Source organism: Pseudoalteromonas sp. Angola-30 (genome assembly GCF_028599215.1).
Classification (GTDB): domain Bacteria; phylum Pseudomonadota; class Gammaproteobacteria; order Enterobacterales; family Alteromonadaceae; genus Pseudoalteromonas; species Pseudoalteromonas atlantica.
Genome location: NZ_JAQREI010000004.1, coordinates 233,536 through 253,543 on the forward strand (window position 1 = coordinate 233,536; position 20,008 = coordinate 253,543).

A 20,008-nucleotide genomic window follows, 5' to 3' on the forward strand; every position below is an offset into this window, starting at 1 on the left:
GTCTGCATACGTATGCAGCTAATTTACTTACATAAAAGCGGTTTTAGCTAAGCAGAAAGTTACCCATAAAAACCGCTACAGCACTTTTACCAATCATGTTTATTTAAGTGTAACTAAAACAGCTGACTATTTTGGTGCTTATTTTTAAAGGGCTGCACAGCTTTGGTGATTCCACTCTTTGGTCAGACCAATTTAACCTGGTAATCTTTACAAAAGATATGCGTGTAAATTTATAAAAAACCTTTAATTAACGCTATTTACAAATAATGACAAAGGGATTTCAGGTAAATAATTGATGTATTTTTATAATGATAATAAATCACTAGATTGCACCAATATAAAACTATTTAAAACAGTGGGTTAAAGTTTTATTTGTGAACTCATTGTTAACTTTTAGCGTTTTGCATAGTACTGAATACGTATGCATAAAGTTGTTAATAAAATAATTCGAGCGTTAATATTGATGCTGACAACAAAATTAGCTCGCCTGTTTGACTATCACTCAAATAAAGAAGCGAGTATCACAATATGGGTAACGGGAAAAACATCATGTCTATGTTCAAACCAAGTATATTAACGTTGGCAATGGCTACTGCAGGATTAGCAAGCTTTGCCTCTGTAGCAGCACAAGAAGATACAGTTAAAAATGATGACGTTGAGGTTATCGAAGTAAAAGGCTTTCGTGGCAGTGTTGTAGAATCAATCAACACAAAGCGTTTTTCTACTCAAGTCGTTGAGTCAATTTCAGCTGAAGATATAGGTAAACTTCCTGATTCATCTATTGCTGAGTCTATTGCACGCTTACCAGGTTTAACGGCGCAGCGCCTAGATGGTCGCGCAAGTAGAGTATCAATTCGTGGTTTTGGTGAAAACGAAAGTGGCACTACATTTAATGGCCGCGAGCAAGTATCTATTGGCGATAACCGCGGCGTAGAGTTTGACCTTTACCCATCAGAAATTATGAGCGGCGTTACCGTTTATAAAACACCTAATGCAAGTATTGAAGCAGAAGGTATTGCCGGTGTTATTAACATGCAAACCGTACGTCCTTTAAGTAAAGGCGAGCGTGTATTTCAAGTTAATGGCCAGTACGAGCAAACTAGCTTTGATAAACTAAACCCAGACGGTAACGACGATGGTTACCGCGGTACTATTTCATACATTGATCAATTTGCAGATGACACCATAGGTGTTGCGTTTGCACTAAATACCATGAGCTCTCCAAATCAAGAAAAACGTTGGAACTCTTGGGGTTACCCTGAATTTACTGCTGATGATGGTCAAACGTACTCTATATTAGGGGGTGCAAAACCATTTGTACGTTCATCAACCCTTGAACGTGACTCAGCAATGCTCGTACTAGAGGCCGCGCCTACAGACAAATTAAACATGACGTTTGATGCCTTATATGTTGATTTTACAGATGAAAAAATCTTACGTGGTATCGAAATCCCATTCGCATGGGGTCAAGGTTCGATTGACCCTGCAAGCGTAGCTGTAGATGACGCAAGTGGCTTTATTACCAGTGCGGTAACAAATGGCCAACGTGTGGTTGTGCGTAACGACTACGAAGAGCGTGAAGCAGAATTAACCGCGTTTGGCTTTAACACTAAATACGATATTGATGACTCGTGGTCAGTAGAGTTTGACGCAAGTTACTCGCAAGTAGACCGTAAAATTTGGAGCCTTGAGAGTTATTCAGGCACAGGCCGAGGCGATGCTCGCGGTGTTGCAGATAACCTAGGTTACACATTTAACGGTGGTAATACAGGTGCTACGTTTACTCATGACTTAGATTACAGCGATTACAGCTTAATACAATTAGGTGGTCCTTTATCATGGGGTGCAAGCTCTGCTTTAAATGATAAATATGGCTTAACCGGCACCGAGTATGAAAACCAAGCGCAAGATGGTTTCATTAATGCACCTACAATTGAAGATGAGTTATCTACGTTAAAACTAGCGGCATCTAAAGTATTAGAAAACGAATACTTCAGCTCAATTGAATTTGGTATGTCTTATAAAGAGCGCGAAAAAACCAAAGATTCGCAGGGCTTCTTTATGACGTTATCTGGGTTTTCACTTGATAACCCGGGTTTAGTTACCGTGCCAGAGCAGTATCGAATGGGCAGCGTTGATTTAGACTTTATTGGCATGGGCGATATGATTGCCTACGATGTAAATGGTCTTGTTAATGACGGCTACTACGACTTACTTGATGAAAGCTTAACAAATACGAGCCATTTAACTAAATCGTGGACCGTAAAAGAAGAAATTACCTCTGCGTTTGCACAAGCTAATATTAATGCAGAAGTAAGCGGCTTAGCGTTAACGGGTAATATCGGTGTACGTTACGTTCACACTGATCAGTCATCGCAAGGTAATGCATTTAGTACTGTAGATGGCATTGTTGTGGCATCACCTACCAATATTAGCCACGATTATTCACACGTTTTACCAAGTTTGAACTTATCACTTGCGATTGATGAGCAGCAAACAGTGCGTTTTGGTGCAGCTAAAACAATCTCACGCGCCCGTTTGGACGAAATGAACTCATCTATTGATGCATCATACAACACAACGCCTGATGAAAATGGTAACTTTTGGTCTGTATCGGGTGGTAACCCTAACCTAGAGCCTAAAGAAGCAACTGGTTACGATTTAACGTACGAAAACTACTTTAGCGATGAAGGTTACTTCTCTGCTGCGTTTTTCTATAAAGACTTAACCCAGTGGATTTTTGACGGCACATACGAAATTGATATGTCGGGCGTTGCTGACCCTTCAACAGGTGAAATCCCAGCTACTTCTGAAGGTACTGGTAGTGGTAAAGTAAATGGCGGTGGCGGCGACCTATACGGTTACGAGCTATCTCTTGCATTGCCATTTAAAATTTTCCACCCGTCACTTGAAGGTTTTGGTTTAATTGCAAGCCATACCGGTATTGAGTCTGATATTGAAGATCAAAACGGTAATGAGTACGAGTTACCGGGTCTGTCTGACAAAATTCAGAGCTTAACGGTTTACTACGAAATGAATGGTATTCAACTGCGTACCAGCATGCGTAAACGTAGTGCCTTTAAAGGTGATGTATACGGGCTAGGTTTTGATACCGAGCAAGTGGATATCCTAGGCGAAACAATTTGGGACATTCAAGCGGGTTACGACTTTAGTGAGGCCGGTGTTGAAAGCCTTGAAGGGTTATCAATTCAGTTCCAAGTTCAAAACTTAACAGAAGAGCCGTTTACATCGCTTTCTGGCGATAACGCGCTACAAGTTCGTGACTACCAAGATTACGGACGTACTTACTTGTTAGGCTTTAGCTACAAGCTATAATAAAGGTTGTGTGTAGGAGCCCTTGTAATTTGTTTTACAAGGGCTTTTTTATAGCTACTTTATCTAAATTTTATCAAACTTAACAAAGCTTTAAACTGTAAACGTGGACAATAATATGAAACCAATAAAACACGTCGTAATCGCAGGCGGGGGCACGGCAGGGTGGATAACAGCCGCCTTGCTTAATAAAGTGTTAGGTAAAGTAATTAAAATAACCCTTATTGAGTCAAGTACTATTGGCACTATAGGCGTGGGTGAAGCAACAATTCCGCCTATTATTCAACTTAACAATGCACTGGGTATAAACGAGCAAGATTTTATAAACGCTACAAATGCATCTATAAAATTAGGAATTGAGTTCGAAAATTGGAAAACCCCCTCTCATAGCTACATGCATGCTTTTGGCTCATTTGGAAAAGACTTCCCCTTTTGCGATTTTTACAATTTTTGGGTAAAAGGGCATATTAGCGGTGCAGAAGAAAGCTTATGGGATTTTTCTCTTAACTACCAAGCGGCTAAACAGCATAAATTTGCACCCTTAAATACCCTACCTAATACACAATTGCCTGGCTTGAGTTATGCATATCACTTTGACGCAACGTTATATGCTGAGTTTTTAAAAAAGCTCGCAACATCACGCGGTGTTGAGCATATTGATGCCAAAATAGAGCAGGTAGAACAATGCCCTCTATCAGGGAATATAAAATCATTAACCCTTGGTAACACACAGCAGATAAATGGCGACCTTTTTATAGACGCTACAGGCCAGCGCGCCTTACTCATAGAGCAAACCCTTAACACCGGTTTTGTCGATTGGTCTCATTATTTACCGTGTGATAGCGCCGTGGCGGTGCAGTCTCAAGGTACTAGCGAGCTAAAACCTTATACGCGTTCAATTGCACACAGCGCAGGCTGGCAGTGGCAAATACCGCTGCAAAGCCGAATAGGAAATGGCTTGGTGTACTGTAGTCGTTATTTATCTGACGATGCGGCAACGCAGTTATTATTAAATAATTTACCTGCTGAGCCAATGACTGAGCCGCGGGTAATTAAATTTAAAACAGGACGACGTTTAAAACAATGGCATAAAAACGTGGTATCGGTTGGCCTTGCCAGTGGCTTTTTAGAGCCGCTAGAGTCTACCAGTATTCATTTAATACAAAGTGCCGTAACCCGTTTAATAAAGCTGTTTCCACACAATGGCATAAGCGATGCTTTAGTTACTGAATTTAATAAGCAAAGTGTGATAGAAATAGAGCACATTCGTGATTTTATAATATTGCATTACACACTAACAGCGCGAGAAGACTCCCCATTTTGGCGACAATGTAAGCAAATGGACATTCCTGACTCATTGGCCCATAAGCTCAAATTATTTAAGCAAACCGGCAAAGTAGTGCGCGAAAACGACGAATTATTTGCCGAAGTTGCCTGGCAACAGGTGTTTATTGGGCAAGGACTTATCCCCGAAGATTACAACAGCATTGTTGACTCACTCAGTAGTGAACAACTAAACGATTTATTCTCAACACTAAAAACGCTTATTACCTCAACGGTAGATCAATTACCCACTCATAAAGATTTTTTAGCAAAAATTAAAAAGGCCTGATGATGCAACTTTTAAAAAAACTTTTACTTGTAAGTGCCTGTACTTTACCAACCATTAGCTTCGCACTTGACGTTGAGCCAGCTAATTGGTGGGTTGGCATGAACAAAAACACGATTACCATCATGGTTCATGAGCAAAACATTGCAAACGAGCAAATTAAATTAGCTAAATACAACGGCGTTAAGTTAAATAAAGTAACCCGTACCGACAATCCAAATTATGTATTTTTAAATATTACCATTACCGACGCCGCTAAAGCCGGAACACTTGAATTTAATAGCAGCGAAACGAGCAATAACTTTGAGTTTCCACTTCTTGAGCGAGATAAAAACAGCGCTCAGCGTCAAGGGTTTACATCAGCTGATACGCTTTATTTGATTAACCCAGATCGCTTTGCTAATGGTGATAAACAAAACGATACCGTCGCAAGCATGTTAGAAGCGGCAAACCCGAGTATAAAAGGTGGGCGCCACGGTGGTGATATTCAGGGCGTTATAAACGCGCTTCCCTATTTAAACGACTTAGGCGTAACACAGCTTTGGTTAACCCCAGTGCTTGAAAACAACATGCCTAACTATTCTTATCATGGTTATGCAATTACAGACTTTTATAAGGTTGACCCACGCATGGGCTCAAACCAGCTATACAAAACGTTATCAGTAAAAGCAAAAGAGCAGGGTATAGGGCTAGTAATGGATATGGTTCTTAACCATTTTGGCTCTGAGCATACTTGGGTTAACGATAAGCCAACTAAAGATTGGATTAACTTTAATGGTGAATTTAACAATGGCAAAAATGCCACCAGCCATGCGCGCCAAACCATACAAGACCCACACGCCAGTGAATACGATAAGCGCCAGTTTAACGATGGCTGGTTTGTAGAAACCATGCCTGATTTAAATCAGCGCCAACCACTGTTAAGTGAATACTTAATTCAAAATGCAATTTGGTGGATAGAATACGCCGATTTAAGCGGCATACGTGTTGATACCTACTCTTACTCAGATAAAGCATTTTTGAGTGATTGGACAAAAGCCATAATGCAAGAGTACCCAGATTTTAATATTGTTGGAGAAGAGTGGACGTCTAACCCTGCTATTGCCTCTTACTGGCAACGTGGAAAGCATAACCAAGATGGCTATACATCAAGCTTACCAAGCGTGATGGACTTTTCGTTGCAAGAGTCGGTAATTCAAGCGCTAAATGAAGATGAAAGCTGGAACACGGGTTGGGTTAAAGTATATGAATCGTTAGCTAATGACTTTTTATACCCTGATACAAATAACATTATGGTATTTGCCGATAACCACGATATGAGCCGTGTTTACACTGAGCTTGGTCAAGATGTAGCCAAAACAAAAATGGCGATGACCTTGTTTTTAACCACACGTGGCATAGCGCAAATGTATTACGGTACGGAAGTACTATTAGATAACACCCCAAGTAAAGACCATGGTGATATTAGAATCGACTTCCCCGGCGGGTTTGAAGGGCAAACTCGTAATGCCTTTACCAAAGAGGGCTTAACAAAACAGCAAAAAGAGATGCATAACACCATCAGTACGCTGCTTAACTTTAGAAAAAACAGCTCAGCACTAGATAAAGGCAAACTTGTACACTTTACGCCTCAACAAGGGGTTTATAGTTATGCGCGTATTAGCGATGAGCAAACAGTGTTGGTATTTATGAATAAAAACACACAAACGCTACAAAAAAATATTGAGTATATGCAAGAGGTAATGCCTAACAGCACAACAGCATTTAATTTATTTACTCAAAAAACACAAAAGCTTGGCAAAACCATTGAATTACCAGCGATGAGCGCAACGGTACTCGTTATAAATACGCCACAATAGTGACCTGAATACGTATGCAGCAACTGTATGGTTGCTGCAGTAATCTTTAGTATAAAGTTAATAACAATACTGACAAAAAAGACACACAATGAAAAAATCAGTTTATGTACCCGCAGTACTGTGTAGTGCACTTATTGCTACAGGGTGTTCAGAAAATAACAAACCTGAACAACAGCAAGCACCTGCCCACACGCAAAATGAGCTTACCAAGCCGGTTGTATATCAAGTATTTACCCGTTTGTTTGGCAATACCGAAACAGCCAATGTGCCATGGGGCACTAAAGAGCAAAACGGCGTAGGTAAATTTGCCGACTTTAACGATGCAGCCCTCAAAGGCATTAAAGAGCTAGGTACCACGCACGTTTGGTATACCGGTGTATTACACCACGCGTTAGTGGGCGATTATACCGACTACGGCATTTCACAAGATGACCCCGATGTAGTAAAAGGCCGCGCAGGGTCACCGTACGCAATTAAAGATTACTACGATGTTAACCCCGATCTGGCCGTTAATGTAACAAACCGCATGGGAGAGTTTAGCCGGCTTATTGAGCGTACACATAGCCACGGTATGAAAGTCATTATTGATATAGTGCCTAACCATGTTGCCCGAAACTATCAATCACTTGGAAAGCCTAAAGGCGTAGAGGATTTCGGCGCACAAGACGACACCAGTAAAACGTACGATAAAAATAACAACTTTTATTATGTGCCTGGGCAGTCATTTCAAGTGCCTACCTCTACAACTTATACCGTGTTAGGGGGAAAGGCTCACCCACTTGCGGATGGCTTTTTTGATGAAACACCTGCTAAATGGACAGGTAACGGTGCCCGTGCACCAAAACCCGATATTAACGATTGGTACGAAACAGTAAAAGTAAATTATGGCGTAAAGCCAGATGGGAGCTACGATTTTGCTCAGCTGCCAAACGACTATAAAGACAAAGATTACCGTGCTCATTATGCATTTTGGCAAGATAAAGAGCTACCAGATAGCTGGTACAAATTTAGAGACATTGCGCTTTTTTGGCTAGACAAAGGCGTTGATGGCTTTAGATACGACATGGCCGAAATGGTACCGGTTGAATTTTGGAGCTTTTTAAATTCGTCAATAAAAATGCAAAAAAGCGATGCCTTTTTATTGGCCGAAGTATATAACCCGTTAATGTACCGCGCGTATATTCAGCAAGGTAAAATGGATTACCTTTACGATAAAGTCGGCTTTTACGATACCTTAAAAGCGATAATGCAACTTAAACAACCTGCCAATAGTATTTTTGATGCGCATCAAAGTGTGCTCGATATAGAGCAACACATGCTGCATTTTTTAGAAAATCACGACGAGCAACGAATCGCAAGCCCAGACTTTGCAGGTAATGCCCAGTGGGGTAAACCTGCTTTAGTTGTTTCTAATTTAATTAGCCGCGCGCCAACACTTTTATATTTTGCTCAAGATGTGGGAGAAGATGGCTCTGAAAACGCGGGGTTTGGAGCGCCGACACGTACCAGTATTTTTGACTACATTGGCGTCCCTGCGCACCAAGCATGGATGAATAATGGGAAATTTGATGGCGCAAACTTAACCGCAGAGCAAGTAGCACTTCGTGATTACTACAAAGCGGTTATGTCACTGAATAGTTTACCTGCTGTAGTAGGCGGAGAAATGTCGGCACTTAACCTTGTAGGAAGTGAACGTGTTGTTGGTTTTACCCGCTCTTTAGGCCAGCAAAGTGTGTATGTGTTAAGTAACTTTAGTGAGCAGCCACAAACAGTTACGGTTAATTTATCAAAGGCACAATTAGGTGCAATGAGTGAAAATACGCTATTAAATGATTTACTTGAAAATCACACCACCGAGCTTAAAGCTCACCCGCAAGGCGCTACATTTAACCTCACACTTGATGCATTTAGCAGCGCAGTATTAACAAATAAGGCTAATAATGAATAATCAAAATAATATTACCGATAAGCCAAATTTAAGTTTTTGGCAAATATGGAACATGTGCTTTGGCTTTTTAGGCATACAATTTGGTTTTGCCCTGCAAAACGGCAATGTAAGCCGAATATTTCAAACATTAGGCGCACAAGTTGATGATATTCCCATTTTATGGGTTGCAGCCCCGCTTACCGGTTTAATTGTACAGCCAATTATTGGTTACTGGAGTGACAAAACCTGGGGTCGCTTTGGTCGTCGTCGTCCGTTCTTTTTTATAGGCGCAGTGTTAACAACGCTTTCACTATTTATTATGCCGCATTCACCAACGCTTTGGATTGCCGCAGGTATGTTATGGATCATGGATGCGTCAATCAACGTAACCATGGAACCGTTTAGAGCGCTTGTTGGCGATAACTTGCCAGAAAAACAGCGCGCGACAGGTTACGGTTTACAAAGCTTTTTTATTGGTATTGGTGCGGTGTTAGCCTCGGCGCTACCATGGATGATGACCAACTGGTTTGATGTAAGTAATACCGCAGCCCCAGGGCAAATTCCTGAATCTGTTAAATACTCATTTTATTGGGGCGGGGTGGTGTTACTTGTTGCCGTGCTTTGGACCGTTGCACGTACTAAAGAATATAGCCCTGAGCAATTAGCGGCTTTTGAAAAGCAAAGCGCTCAACCTAAAACAAGCAAAGTGGTTGATATTAACTTTAATAAAGGTGCCATTATTTTTGTGGTACTGGGTTTAGCAACTCTTGCATTAGTCATGGGCTTATCCCTTGAAAAAGAATTATACCTACTTGCTGGTGGTTTATTAGCCTTTGGTATTGTGCAGTGGATTGCAGCGGCGCTTAAAAGTGCGAATAAAACCCAAGGTGGTTTTTACCAAGTAGTACAAGATGTATTTACTATGCCAGAGGCCATGAAGCAGCTTGCTTGGGTGCAGTTTTTTAGCTGGTTTACTTTATTTGCTATGTGGATTTATACCACCGCTGCAGTAACAAGCTTTCATTATGGTAGTAGCGATGCAACTTCTAAAGCATTTAACGATGGCGCTGACTGGGTGGGTATTTTATTTGCCGCCTACAATGGATTTGCTGCAATTGCCGCTATGTGTATTCCGTTTTTAGTTAAAAAAATGGGATTAAAAGGCGCGCATTGCTTTAATTTATTGCTGGGCGCGTTAGGTCTTGCAAGCTTTATGTTTATTCAAGACCCTAAAATGCTACTTATACCTATGATTGGCGTAGGGTTTGCGTGGGCGTCTATTTTATCACTCCCGTATGCCATGTTAAGTAACGCACTACCGAGTAACAAAATGGGCGTTTATATGGGGATTTTTAACTTTTTTATAGTTATACCTCAGTTACTTGCCGCCAGTATTTTAGGGCTTATTTTACGCCACGTATTTTCTAATCAGCCTATTTATGCATTATTAATTGGTGCAGCTTCGTTTGTTGTTGCTGCTGTTGCAGTAATGCGCGTTAAAAATTCTCATTAAGGACACACAATGAAAAAATATAACCTTATAACCGCCTCTCTTTTAACGTTAGGTTTAGCGGCTTGCGGCGCTCAAAACACAAGCACAACTAACGAAAGTACCACAGCACAGGTTACATCAGCCCCAGGCGCCCCAGGTGCAGAGCCTTTTTGGGCTTATGCGGGTAAAACAGGTATTGGTACATCATACGAGCAATACCAAAACGGCCAATACACTAATGCAGCTGCAACGGAGGATGTGTCTAAAGTATGGTTTTCAATTGCTAAAGGGATGATCACCGAAACCATGTTTGGGCTTATTCACCAAGCACAAATAAAAGACATGCAATTTATAGTAACAGGTAAAGATTTTACCGTTAGTGAAGCGGATGATTTAAATGTCACCATTGATTACTTACATAAAGATGCACAAGGTCGCCCGTTATCGCTGGCTTATAAAGTAACAAGCACTGATAAACAAGGCCGCTTTAGCCTAGAAAAACACATCTTTACTGACCCAGATGGGCAAACCCTATTTGTACGCAGCGTATTTAATACTGAGCTTGAAGGGCTAAAAGCGTATGTGTCTGTTAATCCGTACATTAATAATAACGGCTTAGGTGACTTTGCTAAAACAACAGAGCAAGGCCTAGTAGCATGGGAAAACGATAACTATCTATCACTTCAATCCGCGTCACCATTTAAAGCAAAAACAGTAGGGTTTACAGGAAAAAGTGATGGCATTAATGCACTTAAAACTACGCAATCTATAACTACCCAATACACAAATACCGGCGAAACTGCTGGTAATGTAAGCATGCTTGCAGAGCTTGGCGAGATAACTGCAAATACCACTTTTGATTTAGCACTGAGCTTTGGTAAAACGCAGCAGCAAAGTATTCAGCAAGGCGAAAAAAGTTTGGCAAACGGGTACCAAGCGGTGCTCGATCACTACAACGGCAAAGGAGAAGCGCTAGGCTGGGAAGATTACCTACAAAGCCTAAAACCGCTTAATACCATGGTTGAACAAACAGCCGATAACGGTAAGCTTTTATACACCAGCGCCATGGTATTAAAAGCACAAGAAGATAAAACACACGCAGGGGCATTAATTGCTTCTTTATCTAACCCATGGGGCGAAACGGTTTCAGCCAAAGAGGGTTCTACGGGTTATAAAGCGGTATGGGTGCGCGATTTTTATCAAGTAGCCATGGCATTTATGGCGCTTGGCGATACTGCCACAGCAAAAACAGCGTTCGAATACCTTGAAAAAGTGCAAGTAAACAGCAAAACACCAGGTAATAAAGGCGATACAGGCTGGTTTTTACAAAAAACACACGTCGACGGTGAATTAGAATGGGTAGGCGTACAGCTTGATCAAACCGCTATGCCTATCATGCTGGCATGGAAGTTACATAAAGCCAACGTACTTAGCGATGAAGAGCTAAAAAACTGGTACGGCAAAATGTTAAAACCAGCGGCAGATTTTTTAGTAGAGGGCGGACTTGCTAAAATTTTGTGGAACGACACACAAATTACACCACCGGCAACACAACAAGAGCGCTGGGAAGAGCAAAGCGGTTATTCGCCATCTACAACTGCGGCAATAGTGGCAGGCCTTATTACCGCAAGCGATATCGCAACGCTTAGTGGTGATGATAAAAACGCGCAGCGCTACCTTGCCACGGCTAAAAAATACAGCAGCGATATTGAATCGCAAATGTTTACTACCGAAGGTAACTTAAAAGGCGAGAATAGCGATGGCGAATACTTTATTCGTATAGGCCAAGATACCGATGCAAACTCAAACACTAAAATTAACGCTAATAATGGCCGCGAAGGGTTTAATAAAAAGCAAATTTTAGATGGCGGCTTTTTAGAGCTAGTACGCTATGGCGTACGCGGTGCAAATGATGAAAGCATCGTTAAAACACTACCTGAGTATGACGACGAAACGCTTGAAGATAACCTACAAGTTAAATACAGCTTTAGCTTTGACGATGGCAGCGGCACTTTTGCAGGCTACCGCCGCTATGGCAATGATGGCTACGGTGAAGATGAAGTTAAAGGCACAAACTATGCTGAGGGTGGCAGCAATACACCAGGCCAACGTGGGCGTGTATGGCCATTTTTCACCGGTGAGCGCGGGCATTACGAAATCGCAGCAGCTAATGCAAACAACGCTCTGGATGATGCTAAACAAGCGCAAATTAAAAACAGCTATGTAAAAGGCTTAGAGCAATTTGCTAATAACGGCCTTATGTTACCAGAGCAAGTATGGGATGGTGTAGGGGTTAACAAAGCAGGTTATGAGCTAGGCGAGGGGACTAATTCAGCAACACCATTGGCATGGACTCATGCCGAGTATATTAAATTAGTTCGTTCACTGAGCGACAAACAAGTTTGGGATCATTATCCCGTTGTTGAGAAAGCTTTAAAATAAGGCTAGTTCAAAATGTAAAATTAAAGCCACGGTTAACAGCCGTGGCTTTTTTGTATCTAAGTGGGGGTTTAATGTTTAATAAGCACAATGAAGTTGAGTGATAAATTCTTAACTAGACCCTCTGGCAATTAATACCGGCGGTAAAAGGGTGCTTTGCACTTCTTCTTCACGTATTAATTTAAGCAGGTTCTCTACTAACATTTGCCCTGCGACGGTGGTGTCTTGCGCTATGGTTGTAAGCGGTGGGTTTATGTAGCTTGCAATGGCTATGTTATCAAAACCGACCACGGCCACTTCGTTAGGAACATTAATATTGGCTTCTTTTAAAGCGCGAATTGCACCAATGGCAATTAAATCACTGGCGGCAAAGAGTGCGTTAAATTTAATGTTATTAGCAATAAGTGAGCGTGTAGCATGATAACCAGACTCTTCAGTTGAAATAGCATTGGCCATTTTTCGCTCATTAATGGTTATACCGTTAGTAAGTAGCTCATCTTTAAACCCCTGAAAGCGGGCAAAAAATTCTGGGCTGTGATCAGATGCATCACCGATAAACGCGCAATCAGTGCGGTTATGGGCAATTAAATGACCAGCGGCTAGTTTGCCCCCGCCGTAGTTGTCGCAGCATACAGTAAGATCTGGGCGGTTATCTACTGTTGCGCCCCAGCATACAAACTTAGTATTTTGGTCAAGCAAGGTTTTAAATTTTGGTTGAAAGTCTATGTAATCACCATAGCCGAGCAAAATAATACCATCGGCTCTGTGGCTGTCTTCGTAGTCGGCTTGCCAATCGGCGCTAGCTGATTGAAACGATACTAATAAGTCGTAACCTTCTTTTGCACACGCACGAGTAATACTGCCCAGCATTGATAAAAAGAATGGGTTTATTTGTGATTCATCTGACGTTGGGTCTTCAAACAACAATAGCGCAAGGGTACTACTTTGCTGAGTACGTAAGTTGCTGGCATTTTTATCAACTTTATAGTTAAGTTGTTTTGCTATGTCGTGGACGCGTTTGCGTGTTTCTTCATTAACAAGGGGGCTGTTACGTAAAGCGCGAGATACAGTTGATTGTGAAACCCCTGCATAATGGGCAATGTCAAATGAGGTGGCTTTACCTTTCATTGATACAACTTAATTAAATGCTAAATAATTGTGTCATTTTCGACTATTAGTGAATTATTTCAAGCTTTTTGCGATTTATTATTGATCTAATCCTGACACCGGTGTCATAATGCCAATGTTTTATCATTTTGTTGTCAAAACGTATTAGCTGCTATTTTATATAGCAGCCTTTTTTACTGTGATAGCTACTTTGAGGTGATAGCTCAAAGTGTATAAATAACAACGCATAGTCGTTGTAAAATAATAAGCATAAGCCGCTTACACAAAAGAGATAATACCATGAGCCAAAATTCTTCTGCCCAGTTTAACCCTATCTTAGTTGCCGATATTGGTGGCACCAATGCGCGCTTTGCATTAATTACCGACTTTAATGAGCAAACTAACCAATTTGTTATTGAGCATATTAACATATTTCCCAGTGCTAATTTTGGCTCTTTAGAAAGCGCACTTGAACAATACCTAACAACGATTCCTCATGTTACGCCAACTCAGGCATGTTTAGCTGTTGCAGGCCCTATAAAAGCAGGCCAAGTGCATTTAACCAATTTAGGTTGGCACTTTAGTGTTAGTGAATTTAAAGCACATTTTAATTTAACACAATTAGAAGTAATTAATGACTTTGCTGCATTTGCTTATGCAGCGCCTTATTTAGACTCAACGCAAAATATTACTATTAAGCCTGGTCAAGCCGATGCAAATGCAAATATTGGTATTATGGGACCAGGTACTGGCTTTGGTGCTGCGTGTTTAGTGCGTACAGCGCAGTCAACTGCAGTGTTAAGCTCTGAGGGCGGGCATATGTCGCTTGCTCCTGTAAACGAGCTAGACGCTTTATTAATTAACGAGCTTCGAAAAGAGCACCCTCATGTATCTATAGAAACTGTTTTTTCAGGCCCAGGTATTGCCCATTTATACAAAGCAATGGCAGCCGTGAAAGGGGTTACAGCTAAAAATTTAGATGCAGCACAAATTAGTAGCCTTGCGAACAGTGGCGAGTGTGAAGTGTGCGATGCAACGCTTAATCAGTTTTGTGACTGGATAGGCAGTGTGGCAGGCGATTTAGCGGTAGTATACGGCGCATTAGGTGGCCTATTTATCGGTGGCGGTATTTTACCGCGCATGCAAACACGATTACTTGAAAGCCGTTTTGTAGAGCGTTTTTCGCAAAAAGGTGTTATGTCGCAATATGCAGGGCAAATTCCAGTTACTTTAGTAACACAAGATAACATACCGCTAATTGGGGCGGGTGCGTGTTTATATAACAGCAAGTAAATTTGCTTAATGGTTGTATTTGGATAATGAACAAATGAAAAAAGTAACCATAAATAGCGTAGCAAGCCATGCGGGGGTTTCTAAAAAAACCGTGTCGCGGGTTTTAAATAATGAGCCTAACGTGAGTGCAGCTACGCGCGAAAAAGTACTTAAAGTATTTAAAGAGCTTGATTACACGCCTAACCCAATAGCACGCGGGCTTGCGCAAAATCGCAGCTTTATTATTGGCTGCTTATACGACAACCCCAGTAAAAGTTATATAACACGCGTACAAACGGGTGCGCTTGCTGCTTGTAAAGAAAATAACTACAACTTATTAATACACCCGTGCGAATTACGTGGCGATGATTTAATTAACGATATAGAGCAGTTATTACAAACCTCGCGTTTAGATGGCGTAGTACTGACCCCGCCATTTGGTGATTTTGAAAAACTCGCTAATTTTTTAAAAGCTAAAAAAATACCCTATGCACGGGTTGCATCGGCCCTGCTAGAAGATGATTCAATTTCAGTGCGCAGCAACGACGAGCAGGGCGCTTATGAAATAACCGAGCACTTAATTTCGCTTGGTCATAAGTCGATTGCTTTTATTAAAGGCCACCCTGATCACAGTGCTACACAACAGCGCTTTAAAGGTTACAGACGAGCGTTGGCAAGCCACGGTATAGAATTTGACGAGCGCCTAGTAGAAGAGGGTAACTTTAGTTATCACTCAGGTGTAGACAGTGCGCGCAGCATTTTAGATTTATCGCCACGTCCTACTGCGGTATTTGCATCAAACGATTACATGGCGGCGGCGGTATTAAAACTTGCCACACAGCGCCAATTACGCGTACCCGATGATATTTCTATTGCAGGGTTTGATAATGCACCAATTGCTCGCCATATATGGCCGGGCTTAACGACTATTGCACAACCTGTTGAAGAAATGACTAAACAAGCTGTTACGCAGCTTATATCGCATATTTCGCAGCCACAGGAGCAGCCATATCAGGTAACGCTAGAATCACGTTTAATTACCCGCGAGTCTACTGCTGCAATAAAATAACCCCCTTTTTTGTTTTTCACAGTAACCCGAATTTGAGTGACGCTTATTCGGGTTTTTTTTGTGCGGATTTTAGCAAATAAACTAAAATTAGCATGGTCATTAATTGGTCACGTTAAAATTTTACACTATTTTTGTTACTCAGGGTTGACACCGGTGTCAATGCTATGCGTTAATACAGTGACACCGGTGTCAGGGTTGTTGTGAGAGGCTCCCTGGTAGCGTACCTTTGAACGGGTAAATCAAAGATGCTCAGTGCAGTTATTTACGTGGAGTCTGTAATTGCTACTGAGCCTTTTTCCTCTAACTAATAGAGATGAGCTAAATTATGTTGCACCCTCGCATTGAAGAAGTCACCCAACGCGTTATTGAACGCAGTAAACAAACCCGTCAAGATTATTTAGATCGTATTTCGCACGCAAAAAAACAAACAAGAGTCCGTGCCGGACTAGGCTGCGGAAACATCGCTCACGTTATGGCTGCGTGTAGCAGCGACGACAAAGCGCGCTTAAAGGCTGATGAGCAGCCAAATCTTGCTATTATCAACTCATATAACGATATGCTTTCGGCCCATGTGCCATACAAAGATTTCCCAGATTTAATTAAAGACCTTGCTACTAAGTACGACGCAACTGCCCAAGTTGCAGGCGGTGTGCCAGCAATGTGTGATGGCGTTACGCAAGGGCGTGATGGCATGGAATTATCGCTTTTTTCTCGCGACGTAATTGCTATGTCTACTGCGGTATCACTATCGCATGACGTATTTGACGGCGTTTTTTGTTTAGGCGTATGTGACAAAATTGTCCCAGGTTTATTAATTGGTGCCTTATCTTTTGGTCACTTACCGGTATTCTTTTTACCTGCTGGGCCAATGCAATCTGGTATTCCTAACAAAGAAAAAGCACGTATTCGCCAAAAATTTGCACAAGGTTTAGTAAGCCGTGAAGACTTACTTGAAGCTGAAAGCGCCTCGTACCACAGCGCAGGTACATGTACGTTTTACGGTACCGCTAACTCAAACCAAATGTTGATGGAAATTATGGGCCTACACCTTCCAGGTAGCTCGTTTATTAATCCTTATACTGAGCTTCGCGATGGTTTAACAGGTAATGCTGTAGAAACCATGCTTAAGCAGCTTACAGATGATAAAGAAAGCCCGTGTTTAGCAGATGTAATCAGCGAAAAAACCATTATTAATGGTTTAGTTGGCTTGCTATCTACAGGTGGCTCTACTAACCACGCTATTCATATTGTTGCTATCGCAAAAGCGGCGGGTATTCAAGTAACGTGGAAAGACATGTCTGACTTATCAGAAGTTGTACCACTACTTACGCGTATTTACCCTAACGGCTCAGCAGATGTAAACCATTTCCAAGCCGCAGGCGGTATGGGCTTCTTAATGCGTGAATTAGCCGGCGCAGGTTACTTGCATACTGATGTTAAAACAATGCTTGGTGAAGGCTTAGCGCCTTACATGATGGAGCCGCGTTTAGATAAAGACGACAGCTTAATTATGAGCAACTCAACAGGCCCTTCAAAAGTGAAATGGGTAGATTGCCCAGAAAACTCACTCGATGAAGAAGTACTGCGTCCAATTAGCAATCCATTTAGCAAGCAAGGCGGCCTACAACTACTTACAGGTAACCTAGGTAAAGCAGTCATTAAAGTCTCTGCTGTAGCCACTGAGCATCAAGTAGTAACAGCCCCAGCTAAAGTATTTAGCTCACAAGGCGAACTGCAAGAGGCATACAGCCGTGGCGAGTTAAACCAAGACTTTATTGCCGTGCTTAAAGAGCAAGGCCCTAAAGCGAAAGGTATGCCAGAGCTTCATAAATTAACGCCAGTAATGGCAACACTTCAAGACGAAGGCTTTAAAGTAGCCATTGTGACTGATGGCCGTATGTCGGGCGCATCAGGTAAAGTGCCTGCTGCTATTCACTTAGCGCCAGAAGCTGTTGAAGGTGGCATTATTGCAAAAATTCTTGAGGGCGATTTAGTAACCCTAGATGCGCCAAACGGAATATTAAAAGTACATGTTAGCGACGAAGAGCTTGCTAAGCGTGAACTACAACTTAGCCAACCAAGCTTAACCTTTGGTACCGGCCGAGAGTTATTTACTGGATTTAGAAATATTGTAAGCAGCGCCGATTTAGGTGCGAGTGCTTTTGGACTTGAATAATAATTGCCACACACTGGGTAATGAGGAACAAGTAATGAGTATTGAAAAAATCTTAGCGTCGGCACCTGTGGTGCCAGTGGTTGTAATCGAAAAACTAGAAGATGCAGCACCACTCGCTAGAGCGTTATACAACGGTGGCTTAAAAGCCCTTGAAATTACGCTACGCACGCCTGTTGCAGTGGAAGCTGTAAAACTAATGAAAGCAGAAGTTCCAGAAGCTTACGTTGGTACAGGTACAGTGGTTGATAAAGCAAGCTTTGATGCTTCAGTAGAAGCAGGCGCTGATTTTATGGTAAGCCCGGGTGTAAGTGATGAATTATTAGCACTAGCTAAAGATTCAGACATTCCGTTTTTACCGGGTGCAGCAACTGCAAGCGAAGTAATGCAGTTAGCAAGCCATGGCTTTAAGTACTTAAAATTCTTCCCTGCAGAGGCTGCAGGCGGAACGGCAATGCTTAAGTCGATTGGCGGGCCATTGCCGCACATTACTTTTTGCCCAACCGGTGGTATTAGCCTAGCAACAGCCCCTAATTACTTAGCGCTTAATAACGTTATTTGTGTTGGTGGTACGTGGATGCTAGATAAGAAACTAATTGAAAACAAAGACTGGCAAGCCATTGAAGCGCTTGCTCGACAAGCAAGTGAAGTTAAATAGGAGTCTAAAAATGATTAATGTAGCAATTAATGGCTATGGCCGTATCGGTCGCAACGTATTACGTGCACTTTACGAGTCAGCACAAAACAGTGAAATTAAAATTGTAGCAATTAACGATTTAGCACCGGCTAACGTAAATGCGCATTTAACACAATTTGACTCAGTTCACGGTCAATTTTCTCAAAAAGTAACGTTATCAGATAACACTATGCTGATTGGTGATGACGTAATTACTTTGACTCAAGAGCGTGACCCTGCAAACTTACCGTGGAAAGAGTTAAACGTAGATATCGTTTTAGAATGTACTGGTTTTTTCACTAAGCGTGAAGACGCAGCTAAGCACATTACAGCAGGTGCTAAAAAAGTAATTGTGTCTGCTCCTGGTAAAGATTTAGATGCAACGGTAGTACACGGTGTTAACAGCGATGTAATTAACGCTGATAGCAACATTATCTCTAACGCATCATGTACGACTAACTGTTTAGCGCCAATTGCAAAAGCAATTAACGACACAGTAGGTATTGAGCAAGGTAGCATGACTACAATTCATGCATATACAAACGATCAAAACTTATCTGACGTTTATCACCCAGATCTATACCGTGCACGTAGTGCAACTCAGTCTATGATCCCAACTAAAACAGGTGCTGCTGCAGCTGTTGGCTTAGTACTTCCTGAGCTTGCGGGTAAATTAGACGGTATGTCGGTACGTGTACCTACTATCAATGTTTCTTTAGTCGATTTTACGTTTATTACTAAGCGCGAAACAACTGCTGAAGAAATCAACGAAGTAATGAAAGCCGCAGCAACAGGTTCAATGAAAGAAATTTTAGAGTACAACGAGCTTCCGCTTGTTTCTATTGATTTTAATCACAACCCTGCGTCATCAATTTTTGATGCAACGCAAACTAAAGCTGATGGCAAACTAGTTAAAGTAATGGCTTGGTACGACAACGAGTGGGGTTTCTCAAACCGCATGTTAGACCAAGTTAAAGCATTAGGTCAGTACTTATAATTGACCCTATAAAAGTTTAGCTTTATCCAACCAAGCCTGCATTATGCAGGCTTTT

General features: G+C 41.7%; 12 protein-coding genes. 11 read left to right on the forward strand and 1 reads right to left on the reverse strand.

The annotated features are described in order from the left end of the window. The first annotated feature begins 549 nt into the window (after positions 1–549). The 6 genes from PSH54_RS08155 (at position 550) to PSH54_RS08180 (ending at position 12,662) form a co-directional block, all read left to right on the forward strand. Positions 550–3,336 carry a TonB-dependent receptor gene (locus tag PSH54_RS08155; RefSeq protein ID WP_121638204.1) on the forward strand — a complete coding sequence of 929 codons (2,787 nt, stop codon included), beginning with the start codon at positions 550–552 and terminating at the stop codon, positions 3,334–3,336. Positions 3,337–3,451: 115 nt separating this feature from the next. Further along, complete coding sequence (locus PSH54_RS08160) at positions 3,452–4,945, forward strand: tryptophan halogenase family protein (RefSeq protein WP_273605907.1); 1,494 nt, start codon at positions 3,452–3,454, stop codon at positions 4,943–4,945. Next, the gene (locus PSH54_RS08165; protein WP_273605908.1) at positions 4,945–6,801 is read left to right on the forward strand and encodes a glycoside hydrolase family 13 protein; all 1,857 of its coding nucleotides are present in this window, start codon (positions 4,945–4,947) and stop codon (positions 6,799–6,801) included. Before PSH54_RS08160 ends, PSH54_RS08165 begins: the two co-directional genes overlap by 1 nt. Positions 6,802–6,889: 88 nt before the next feature. Continuing rightward, positions 6,890–8,749, forward strand: a complete 1,860-nt coding sequence (locus PSH54_RS08170) for an alpha-amylase family glycosyl hydrolase (RefSeq protein ID WP_273605909.1) — start codon at positions 6,890–6,892, stop codon at positions 8,747–8,749. Beyond that, positions 8,742–10,241: an MFS transporter gene (locus tag PSH54_RS08175; protein WP_273605910.1), complete on the forward strand. Its 1,500-nt coding sequence runs from the start codon at positions 8,742–8,744 to the stop codon at positions 10,239–10,241. The genes PSH54_RS08170 and PSH54_RS08175 overlap by 8 nt, the downstream gene beginning before the upstream one ends. A gap of 9 nt (positions 10,242–10,250) precedes the next feature. After that, positions 10,251–12,662 carry a glycoside hydrolase family 15 protein gene (locus PSH54_RS08180; protein ID WP_273605911.1) on the forward strand — a complete coding sequence of 804 codons (2,412 nt, stop codon included), beginning with the start codon at positions 10,251–10,253 and terminating at the stop codon, positions 12,660–12,662. A 108-nt stretch (positions 12,663–12,770) separates the two neighbouring features. Here PSH54_RS08180 and PSH54_RS08185 read toward each other — a convergent pair whose 3' ends face one another. Continuing rightward, a complete protein-coding gene (locus PSH54_RS08185) occupies positions 12,771–13,787 on the reverse strand; it encodes a LacI family DNA-binding transcriptional regulator (RefSeq protein ID WP_054982417.1) in 1,017 nt (338 codons plus the stop codon). Positions 13,788–14,066: 279 nt separating this feature from the next. On the opposite strand from PSH54_RS08185, the gene glk reads away from it, so the two are divergent. From glk to gap, 5 genes are all read left to right on the forward strand, one after another. Continuing rightward, positions 14,067–15,059, forward strand: coding sequence for a glucokinase (glk, locus tag PSH54_RS08190; protein ID WP_273605912.1), 993 nt, complete (start codon positions 14,067–14,069; stop codon positions 15,057–15,059). A gap of 34 nt (positions 15,060–15,093) precedes the next feature. After that, complete coding sequence (locus PSH54_RS08195; protein ID WP_024034047.1) at positions 15,094–16,107, forward strand: LacI family DNA-binding transcriptional regulator; 1,014 nt, start codon at positions 15,094–15,096, stop codon at positions 16,105–16,107. A 325-nt stretch (positions 16,108–16,432) separates the two neighbouring features. After that, positions 16,433–18,283 (forward strand): phosphogluconate dehydratase, encoded by a 1,851-nt coding sequence (gene edd, locus PSH54_RS08200; RefSeq protein WP_029773525.1) that lies wholly within the window; start codon positions 16,433–16,435, stop codon positions 18,281–18,283. A gap of 34 nt (positions 18,284–18,317) precedes the next feature. Continuing rightward, the gene (eda, locus tag PSH54_RS08205) at positions 18,318–18,938 is read left to right on the forward strand and encodes a bifunctional 4-hydroxy-2-oxoglutarate aldolase/2-dehydro-3-deoxy-phosphogluconate aldolase (RefSeq protein ID WP_273605913.1); all 621 of its coding nucleotides are present in this window, start codon (positions 18,318–18,320) and stop codon (positions 18,936–18,938) included. 10 nt (positions 18,939–18,948) lie between these two features. After that, the gene (gap, locus tag PSH54_RS08210; RefSeq protein ID WP_029773117.1) at positions 18,949–19,953 is read left to right on the forward strand and encodes a type I glyceraldehyde-3-phosphate dehydrogenase; all 1,005 of its coding nucleotides are present in this window, start codon (positions 18,949–18,951) and stop codon (positions 19,951–19,953) included. Positions 19,954–20,008: the final 55 nt, after the last annotated feature.